Source organism: Rhizobium ruizarguesonis (assembly GCF_012349115.1).
GTDB classification, from domain to species: domain Bacteria; phylum Pseudomonadota; class Alphaproteobacteria; order Rhizobiales; family Rhizobiaceae; genus Rhizobium; species Rhizobium ruizarguesonis.
In genome coordinates this window covers 1-8,979 of sequence record NZ_PQIG01000139.1, presented here as the reverse complement: position 1 = coordinate 8,979, position 8,979 = coordinate 1, and the positions used below count along the sequence as shown (strand labels likewise).

Sequence of the window (8,979 nt, the reverse complement as noted above, 5' to 3'; positions counted from 1 at the left end):
GGCTGCCGCCACCTTCTCCCCGTAAACGGGGCGAAGGGGATATGCCGCGACCTCTGCGTTCCCCGCCCACCCCTCGCAGGGCACATACCCTCTCCCCGTTTACGGGGAGAGGGTTAGGGTGAGGGGCAATGCCCCACGCCACACCCTCACCATCCATCACCCCTTACCGAAGCAAAAAACCCTTCCGGGCTCTCCACCTCCACCAGCCGCTTCCTCTCGATCAGCCAAAACCGGTTTCCCACCGCCCGCACGAAACTGCGGTCATGCGAGACCAGCAGGCAGCTCGCCTCGTGCGCCATCAGCTCGCTCTCCAGCGCCTCCTGGCCCTCGATGTCGAGATGGTTGGTTGGCTCGTCGAGGAGATAGAAGTTCGGCTCCGTCAGCCGCAGCACCAGCATGCCGAGCCGCGCTTTCTGGCCGCCGGACAGTTGGCCGATCGGTTTTGCCTGCATGTCGATCATCATGCCGGCGCCGGCCAGCAAGCCCCGCGCCCGCTGGTCGCCGACGTCGAAGCGGCGGATGATCGTGCCGATCGGCGTGTCGGTGTCGGCAAGATCGGCAAGCGCCTGGTCGCCATAGCCGAGCACGAGCGATGGCGTCGCCTTGATGCTGTCCCGCACCGTCTCCGGTCTTTCGATCGCCTGTTTCAGCATCGACACCAGCCGTGACTTGCCGGCGCCGTTGAGGCCGAGCAGCACGATGCGGTCACCCTGGCAGATGAACTGCCGGCCGGTCTTGAACAGCAGCGTTCCATCCGGCGTCGTCACCGCCGCATCCTCCAGCGTCACCAGCACCTTGGCATGCGTGCCGCGGTTGGCAAGCCGGATGGCGCCGGCCGAGCGCTCCAGATGCGCCGGTTTTGCCGCGTCCTCCAGCTTCTCCGCCCGCTGCTTGAGCTGCTTCGTCTTGACGACGAGCAGATCGCTGCCGGAATTGATGCCGATATTGTTGAGCTTGGCCGCCTGCTTGCGCAACTGCTCCGCCACCTTCATATCGCGCTCGTAGCGCCGGGCTTCGGAAGCGTCGGCCTCGTCGAGGGCGGCGCGCGCTCGTGTGTAGGGCAGGGCGAAGGCCGGCGATTGCTCCGGCCGCAGGAACAACGTCCGGTTGGTCGTCGCATTGAGAAAGGCGCGGTCGTGGCTGGACAGGATAACCGGCACGTCGCGCGGCAGCGCATTCAGCCAGCCCTCCAGCTGCGCGATCTTTTCAAGGTCGAGATGGTTGGTCGGCTCGTCGAGCAGAAGCACGTCGGGTTCGCTGACCCAGGTGCGGGCAAGCATGGCAAGCCGCTGCCAGCCGCCGCTCAACTGCTTCAGCGGCCGGCCGCGCATGAGCTCCGGCACGTCGAGCGATTCCAGCACCACGTCGACCCGCCAGCTTTCGCTTTCGGCCTGATCGGCCGGCAGCGCCTGCAGCACCGCATCGTAGAACGGCGTATCGAAAAGGGCGGCCGGCACATTCTGCGCGACATGACCGACGGTCAGTCCCCGCGCCTTGGTGATCTCGCCCTCGCTCGGCTCCAGCGCGCCGGTGATGCAGGCAAGCAGCGTCGATTTCCCCCGGCCGTTGGCGGCGACGAGGCCGATGCGGTCGCCGGCATTGACGACAAGATTGAGCTTGGAAAACAACGGATTGCCCAGCGTGACGCCGAGATTGCGGATATTGATGAGTGTCATGATCGTTCTCTGGTCTTGACCGGGTATCAAGCGCGGTCCGGGGCGTTCAGCCATCACGGGATTGCGCGGTTCGGACCCGGGAAATGAGAGGAATGCGCGCTGTCAGCTACGGCGTCGCATTGGCCACGAAGGGCAGACCAGGAAGAGATGTCGAGAAACGGTCTCTGGTCAGCCCTGCAAACGCATTTGCAGGGCGTTGACGGGACCACGCTGGCGATTAAACCGAAAATAATATTGCATTGCGTGATCCTCCTTTCTCAAAAGCTTGCGGAATTCCAATAACATTGCCCGCAAAAAGAGGCAAGGGAGCTGGAAGCCACGGATATCCCGTTACAACTCGTCCTGATTTATCCGGCCGGGTCGGCCGCCAGCCAGTTCCAACCGCCGCGTGATCCCAATGCTCTGAAGAAACGTTTCGTCGTGGCTGACGACGAGCAGCGCGCCGTCATAGGCGCGCAGTCCGGCCTCGACCGCTGATATCGAGTCGATGTCGAGATGGTTGGTCGGCTCGTCGAGGATCAACAGCGGCGGCGGTGCCGAGCCGAGCACGCAGGCAAGGCCCGCCCGCAGCAATTGCCCGCCGCTGAGCGTCGATACGGTCTGCAGCGCCGCATCCGCCCGGAACATGAAGCGGGCAAGCGCAGCCCGGCAGGTATTTTCATCGGAAAGCGGATTGATCCGGCGGAAATTGTCGCGGATCGAGATCGACGGATCGAGCAGGCTGACCTTCTGATCAAGCATCGAGAGGTCGGTCATGACGTTGACCGTGCCGGCCCAGGGTTTCAGCTCGCCGGTGACGAGCGCCAGCAAGGTGGTCTTGCCCGAGCCGTTGCGGCCGGTGACGGCGATACGTTCCGGTCCCGTCACGTCGAAGGAGAGATTGCAGATGACGGGATCGCCCGGCTGATAGCCCGATGTCACGCCATCCATCTTCAGAACGATCTTGCTGGCCGGCAGCCCGGTCGGCGGCAGGGTGACCGACAAGGGCTGGAGGATCTCGATCTTCTCGCGCGCCGCCCTTGCCTCGTCCATTGCCTGGGCGCGCCGGCGTTCGGCGAGGCGGGCATTGTCGCCGCCGGTCGTTTCGCTCCGCTCCTTCATGCCGCCGAGCACGATGCGCGGAATGCCGCCCTTGGCGGCCATCTTCCGTCCAGTGCTGTCCCGTTGCGCCTGGCGCTCCACCGTCGCCTGCGCCTTCCTTGCAACCTCGGCCATCCGTTTTTCAGCTTCAGTGAGATCATGCCGTGCCGCCGCGAGCTCAAGCGCCTTGCGCTCGCGATAATGGCTCCAGTTGCCGCCGTAGCGCGTGGCACCGAGCGACGTCAGTTCGACGATCGCGTCGACACTTTCGAGCAGTTCCCGGTCATGGCTGACGATGATGGCGCCGGCCCGCCAACCTGACATCAGCGCGATCACCGCCTCGCGGCCCTCGCGGTCGAGATTGTTGGTCGGTTCGTCGAGTAGCAGAAAGTCCGGCTCGGTGAAAACAAGCGCCGCCAGCCCGGCACGGGTACGCTGCCCGCCGGAGAGTGCCGCAAGTGGTGTCTCCGGCGGCGCATCGAGCCCGGTCCGATTGAGTGCTGCGGCGATGCGTGCCTCCAGCATCCAGTCCGCGGATGCCAGCTCGTCGGCCGTTGCCTCTCCGGCTTCGGCACGATGCAGAACAGCGAGCGCATCGGTCACACCGAAGAGATCGGCAACCGTTTCGTCAGACGTCACCTGAACGCTCTGCCGCAGCACGCCGAGACTGCCGCTGACGGATACCGTCCCCGAATGCGGCTGGATCTCACCGGAGACGAGCTTCAGCAGCGTCGTCTTGCCGACGCCGTTGCGCCCGACCAGACCGGTACGCTCCGCCCCGAAACTCAGGTCGAGATTGGAAAAAAGCGGCCGGCCGTCAGGCGCGGACCATGAAATTTGGGAGAGGGTGATGGATGCAGGCATGGATATGGATTTCCCGGTTGGCAAGGCAAACTGGCGTTGCGATCGGGTTGAAATCCATTGCGGCACACATCCTGTTGAAATGGTCGATGGCAGGTAATTTAGGGAATAAAGGCTGCCGGTTCAAGAAGGGGAACGATCTTGCATTCGTTCAGAGAAGGCGTGAAAAGTTGCCCCTCACCCTAACCCTCTCCCCGTAAACGGGGCGAGGGGACGTGCCCTACGAGAGGTGAGCGGGGAGCGGAGAGGGCGCGGCGAATCCCTTCGCCCCGCGAGCGGGAGAAGGTGCCGGCAGGCGGATGAGGGGCAGGCGGCACTCTGCTGCGAAACGCTTACCGCTTCAAGCTCCCCAAGATCCCGCGCACCAGCGCCCGGCCGACTTGTGTTGCCACCGTGCGCGCCACGCTCTTCATTGCCGCTTCCACCACCGTTTCGCGCTGATAGCCGGACGTCCGGCCGCGCGATTGGCCGCGGCCCTGGTTGTCGTCGTCATTGCCGCCGCCGAAGCCCGGCAGGTTCCAGCCGGAGGTCGTGTTGCCCTGTTGCTGTGGTGCTTCTTCCTGCGCCCGTTTGGCGGCGTCGGCATCGGCCGCCTTCTTCGCCCGCGCGGCCAGCAGTTCGAAGGCGGATTCGCGGTCGACGTCCTCATCATAGACGCCGAGAACCGGGCTCCTGTCCATGATCTGCCGGCGTTCGTCATCGGTCACCGGGCCGACGCGGCCGGAGGGTGGGCGGATCAGCGTGCGCTCGACGATCGAAGGCGCGCCCTTGGCCTCCAGCGTCGAGACCAGCGCCTCGCCGGTGCCGAGATTGGTGATGACGGTGGCGCAATCGAAGGCCGGATTGGCACGGAAGGTATCGGCCGCCGTCCGCACCGCCTTCTGCTCGCGCGGCGAATAGGCGCGCAATGCGTGCTGTGCCCGGTTGCCGAGTTGGGCGAGCACCGTTTCCGGTACGTCGAGCGGATTCTGTGTGACGAAATAGACGCCGACGCCCTTGGAACGAATCAGCCGTACGACCTGCTCGACACGTTCGGTCAGCACCTTCGGCGCGTCGTTGAAGAGCAGGTGCGCCTCGTCGAAGAAGAAGACGAGCTTCGGCTTGTCGGGGTCGCCCACCTCGGGCAATTCCTCGAAGAGCTCGGAGAGCAGCCAGAGCAGGAAAGTGGCGTAAAGCCGCGGGTTCATCATCAGCTTGTCGGCAGCCAGCACCGAGATCTGGCCGTAGCCGTTGTTGCTGGTGCGCATGATGTCGGAAATCTTCAGCGCCGGTTCGCCGAAGAAGTGCTCGGCGCCCTGCTGTTCGAGAACGAGCAGCGCCCGCTGGATCGAGCCGACTGACGCCTTGGAGATCAGCCCGTACTGGTTGGAAAGTTGGCTGGCGTTTTCGCCCATATAGTTCAAGAGCGAGCTGAAATCCTTGAGGTCGAGCAGCGGCAGCCCGCCTTGGTCGGCGATCTTGAAGGCGATGTTGATGACGCCTTCCTGCGGTTCGGAGGCATCCATCAGGCGGGCGAGCAGCAGCGGTCCCATCTCGGCGATGGTGGTGCGCACCCGGTGGCCCTTCTCGCCGAACAGATCCCAGAAGATCACCGGAAACTGGTCGAATTCGTAGTCGGTGAAGCCGATCTGCTCGGCGCGCTTCGTCAGGAAATCCTTGGGCTCGCCCTTGGCGGCGATGCCGGACAGATCGCCCTTGATATCGGCCGCAAATACCGGAACGCCGGCTCGGGAGAAACCTTCGGCGAGCACCTGCAGCGTCACCGTCTTGCCGGTGCCGGTAGCGCCGGTGACGAGGCCGTGACGGTTGCCGAATTTCAGGTCGAGATATTCCGGCTTGTTGATGCTGTCATCGGGATTGCGGCTCGCGCCGATGAAAATCTTGCCATCCTCGATCATTCGGAATGCTCCCTTGGGGCTCTGCCGCCATTTGTATGAGAAGGCTTGCTTCTGCCGCCTTCATCGAACCATCGTTTCCCTGTTATAAGCAGGGAGATGGATGCGGACAACTGTTTGCATTGAAAGCAAAACTGGACAAAGTGCCGCCCGGGGAGGGGCCGGCTTGAGTTGCGGTCAAATCTCGATTAACGTTGACGTTAACGTCAAAAAACAGGAGGCTGACGATGAATGAAATTGTGACCCAGATCGCCGATCGCGTGGGTATTGCGCCTGATTTGGCCGAAAAGGCGCTCGGCATGATGCTCGGCTTCCTGCAGCGCGAGGCCGCCGATGGCCCGGTTGCCAAGATGATCGAAGCGATCCCCGGCGGCGCCGACCTCGTCGCCCAGTTCAACGGCGCAGGTGCCGGCGGCGGCGGTCTGCTCGGCGGGCTGATGAGCTCGCTCGGCGGCGGCGGCATCATGGGGCTCGGCCAGCAACTGATGGGCGAAGGCCTCGGCATGGGCGAGATCACCTCGCTTGCCAAGGAAACCATCGCGATCGCCAAGCAATATGCCGGCGAGGAGGTCGTCGACGAGGTCGTCGCTTCCGTCCCGGGCCTCAGCCAGTTCGTCTGAGACGAGGGATCGGCAGGAGCCTCGCTTAATTGCGGGGCTCACTGTTCTCGTCACACCTGGGTGAAAAGCAAGCGCTATCCCTATGGAAGGAGAGCAGATGACCGTCTGGCGCCCATCGCAGCAGATCAGGGTGAAGGTGATCGGCCTCGCCTGGCGGAAAGATCAGCTCCTCGCTGCCGAAGTGGAGGATGACAGCGGCCGCATCAAGGGCGTCCGCCCGCTCGGCGGCGCGATCGAATTCGGCGAGAGCCGCGAAGAGGCCCTGCACCGCGAATTCGGCGAGGAGCTCGAGACCGATATCCGCATCGTCGGCCCCTGGCATCTGCTTGAAAACATCTACGAGCATCATGGCGCGACCGGTCACGAATTCATCTTCGCCGCCGACATCGAACTGGCCGATGCATCGCTCTATGAGCGCGATGAAATCCGCTACTGCGAACTCGACGAGACGGCGGCGACAGCGCGCTGGTTCGGCCGCGACAGGCTGCGTAACGCCGGCATCGATCTCTATCCGACAGGCCTCGACAAACTGCTGTCGCGCTGGCGCGATTGAGCCGGAGATCGCCCGCTCTGAGGCGCCATATTCCGATCGCCAAACTTTGATCGTCCGCCCCCGCTTCCAGGGGAACAATGAGGTCGTTCTGCTGTTTCTGTCGCATCGCTGAAACCATAGGGAATAGCATCATGCGTAGGTTTCTTGCAGCAGCCTCGATCATTCTCCTCGGCTTCGCCGCGCCGGCCTTCTCCCAGGCGCTTGCTGATATGGACTATAGCGGCCGCTTCGGCGGTATGCCGCCCGGCACGGTGCCGGGGGCGGAATCCAATGGCGGACTCATGATACCCCTCGATCCAGTCGAAACCGGTGATATCAACGTCGTCATTCCGCCGGATCGGCCCACTTGCCCACGGCCCGGAACGCGTCAGTACCGCGCGGCCGAGCGCAACGGTACACTAAGCGACGCCTGCCGCTGACGGGATAGTCCGGATTGGAAAGCAGAACCGTCTTTATTTGCCGTTTCTGTGCAACAAAACGCCGAGTTCATGCCACTGCCGCCTGTCGCGCTGGATCAGTTCGTAGGCGCAGGCCGGTCCCATGCTGCCCGGCGCGTAAGCGTCGGGCACGCTCTGATCCCCAGCCCAGATGTCGAGGAAGGGTTGCACCGCCGCCCATCCGGCCTCGATGCCGTCGGCGCGCTGGAATAGGGTCTGGTCGCCGATAAAGAGATCGTAGAGCAGCGATTCATAGCCGGTCGTCTTGGCGATATCGAATTTGTCGGCATAGCGGAAATCGAGCGAGACCGGCACGGTATCGACGGAAAGTCCCGGCGATTTGATCGAAATTTCCATGCTCATGCCCTCGTCGGGCTGCACCTGGATCACCAGCCGGTTTGGCGGCAGGCGACTATTGACCTCGGTCTCGCGAAACTGCGCAAACGGCACCGGCTGGAAGGTGATGACGATCTCGGTGTCGCGCGCCGTCAGCGCCTTGCCAGTCCTGAGATAGAAGGGCACACCGGCCCAGCGCCAGGTATCGGCATAGAGTTTCAGCGCCACGAAGGTCTCGGTCCTGCTGTCGGGCGAGACGTCCTTCGTATCGCGATAGGCCGGAAGCTCGGCGCCATTGAGCGGGCCTGCGCTATAGGCGCCGCGCACGCCATGCGTCTTGGCCTCCTCAGGCGTATAGATGCGCAGCGCCTTCAGCACCTTGCTCTTCTCGTTGCGGATTGCTTCGGCATCGAAGCTGTTTGGCGGCTCCATGGCGATCATCGCCAGCAGTTGGAAGAGATGGTTCGGCACCATGTCCCGTAGCGCGCCGGTTGCATCATAGAATTTGCCGCGGCTGCCGACATCGACGATCTCGGCGGCGGTGATCTGCACATGGTCGATATAGCGGTTATTCCACAAGGACTCGATCATCATATTGGCAAAGCGCGCCGTCATCAGGTTCTGCACCGTCTCCTTGCCGAGGAAATGGTCGAGCCGGTAGACTTGGCTTTCTTCGACCTGGGCGAGAATCTGCGCATTGAGCGCCTGCGCCGAGGCGAGATCGGTGCCGAACGGCTTCTCGATGGCGACGCGGCGGAAGACGCGGTCGCTTTCATCGGTCAGCCCGTGGGCGGCGAGCTTCTCGACGATCGTGCCGAAAAAGGATGGCGGGACGGCGAGATAAAAGGCGGCATTGGCATTCGGCCCCAGCCGCTTGCCGATCTCGACGAAAATATCGTCCTTGGTGAAATCCCCGGAGGTGTAGGAAATGCGCTGGCGCAGGCTTTCCCAGGCCTCGTCGTTCACCGTCGGCTCTTCGCCGCTCAGATGGCTGAGGAATTGGTCGAGCCGCCCGCGCAGGAACTCGTCGTCACCCGGCTCGATGCCGACGCCGAGAATGTGGAGATCCTCGCCGACGAGGCGGCTGCGTGTCAGATTGATGATCGCCGGCACCAGCAGGCGGCGCGTCAGGTCTCCCGTGGCGCCGAAGATGACGAGGGTGACCGGTGGGGTAGGGGCAGCGTCCATGTGTCATCTCCTTGGATTTTCCGGCCGACTATACTGCGCGCCGGTTTTGCCGCAACATAGGCGGCGAGGGATAACAGGCATTTGACATCCTCTGGCGCTCGCCGCCGCCCGCCCGTCATCCGCCTGACGGCACCAACCGGGGTCGAGCCACGCGTCTCGACCCGTCCTCCGGACCCCCGCAGGCGGGGCGAAGGGGATATGCCGCGACCTCTCCGTTCCCCGCCAGCCTCTCGCAGGGCACGTCCCCTCTCCCCGTTTTTACGGGGAGAGGGCTAGGGTCATATGCGCTAGGTTTAGCCCTGGACATAAGGAATCTGGTTGTGATTCAAGCTT

The 8,979-nt window shown here is 63.4% G+C and carries 7 protein-coding genes; 3 read left to right on the top strand and 4 right to left on the bottom strand.

The annotated features are described in order from the left end of the window. Window positions 1-146: 146 nt before the first annotated feature. From C3Y91_RS36305 to C3Y91_RS36295, 3 genes are all read right to left on the bottom strand, one after another. Window positions 147-1,676 (bottom strand): ABC-F family ATP-binding cassette domain-containing protein, encoded by a 1,530-nt coding sequence (locus tag C3Y91_RS36305; RefSeq protein WP_024322695.1) that lies wholly within the window; start codon window positions 1,674-1,676, stop codon window positions 147-149. A gap of 330 nt (window positions 1,677-2,006) precedes the next feature. After that, complete coding sequence (locus tag C3Y91_RS36300) at window positions 2,007-3,620, bottom strand: ABC-F family ATP-binding cassette domain-containing protein (RefSeq protein ID WP_024322694.1); 1,614 nt, start codon at window positions 3,618-3,620, stop codon at window positions 2,007-2,009. Window positions 3,621-3,949: 329 nt separating this feature from the next. Then, on the bottom strand, window positions 3,950-5,515 hold the full coding sequence (locus tag C3Y91_RS36295; RefSeq protein ID WP_024324045.1) for a helicase HerA-like C-terminal domain-containing protein: 1,566 nt from the start codon (window positions 5,513-5,515) through the stop codon (window positions 3,950-3,952). 224 nt (window positions 5,516-5,739) lie between these two features. Between C3Y91_RS36295 and C3Y91_RS36290 the strand changes: the two genes are divergently transcribed. From C3Y91_RS36290 to C3Y91_RS36280, 3 genes are all read left to right on the top strand, one after another. Then, window positions 5,740-6,132, top strand: a complete 393-nt coding sequence (locus tag C3Y91_RS36290; protein WP_003546502.1) for a hypothetical protein — start codon at window positions 5,740-5,742, stop codon at window positions 6,130-6,132. Between the two features lie 97 nt (window positions 6,133-6,229). Further along, complete coding sequence (locus tag C3Y91_RS36285; protein ID WP_130654980.1) at window positions 6,230-6,685, top strand: NUDIX hydrolase; 456 nt, start codon at window positions 6,230-6,232, stop codon at window positions 6,683-6,685. Between the two features lie 77 nt (window positions 6,686-6,762). Further along, window positions 6,763-7,104, top strand: a complete 342-nt coding sequence (locus tag C3Y91_RS36280; protein ID WP_130654981.1) for a hypothetical protein — start codon at window positions 6,763-6,765, stop codon at window positions 7,102-7,104. A 33-nt stretch (window positions 7,105-7,137) separates the two neighbouring features. On the opposite strand, the gene zwf is transcribed toward C3Y91_RS36280, so the two are convergent. Next, a complete protein-coding gene (gene zwf / locus C3Y91_RS36275) occupies window positions 7,138-8,646 on the bottom strand; it encodes a glucose-6-phosphate dehydrogenase (protein ID WP_130672234.1) in 1,509 nt (502 codons plus the stop codon). Window positions 8,647-8,979: the final 333 nt, after the last annotated feature.

What these genes read in the sequence shown, in the direction of transcription:
- C3Y91_RS36305 (WP_024322695.1), bottom strand. Translation starts at nt 1,676, where the DNA reads ATGACACTCATCAATATCCGCAATCTCGGCGTCACGCTGGGCAATCCG.
- C3Y91_RS36300 (WP_024322694.1), bottom strand. Translation starts at nt 3,620, where the DNA reads ATGCCTGCATCCATCACCCTCTCCCAAATTTCATGGTCCGCGCCTGAC.
- C3Y91_RS36295 (WP_024324045.1), bottom strand. Translation starts at nt 5,515, where the DNA reads ATGATCGAGGATGGCAAGATTTTCATCGGCGCGAGCCGCAATCCCGAT.
- C3Y91_RS36290 (WP_003546502.1), top strand. Translation starts at nt 5,740, where the DNA reads ATGAATGAAATTGTGACCCAGATCGCCGATCGCGTGGGTATTGCGCCT.
- C3Y91_RS36285 (WP_130654980.1), top strand. Translation starts at nt 6,230, where the DNA reads ATGACCGTCTGGCGCCCATCGCAGCAGATCAGGGTGAAGGTGATCGGC.
- C3Y91_RS36280 (WP_130654981.1), top strand. Translation starts at nt 6,763, where the DNA reads ATGAGGTCGTTCTGCTGTTTCTGTCGCATCGCTGAAACCATAGGGAAT.
- zwf (WP_130672234.1), bottom strand. Translation starts at nt 8,646, where the DNA reads ATGGACGCTGCCCCTACCCCACCGGTCACCCTCGTCATCTTCGGCGCC.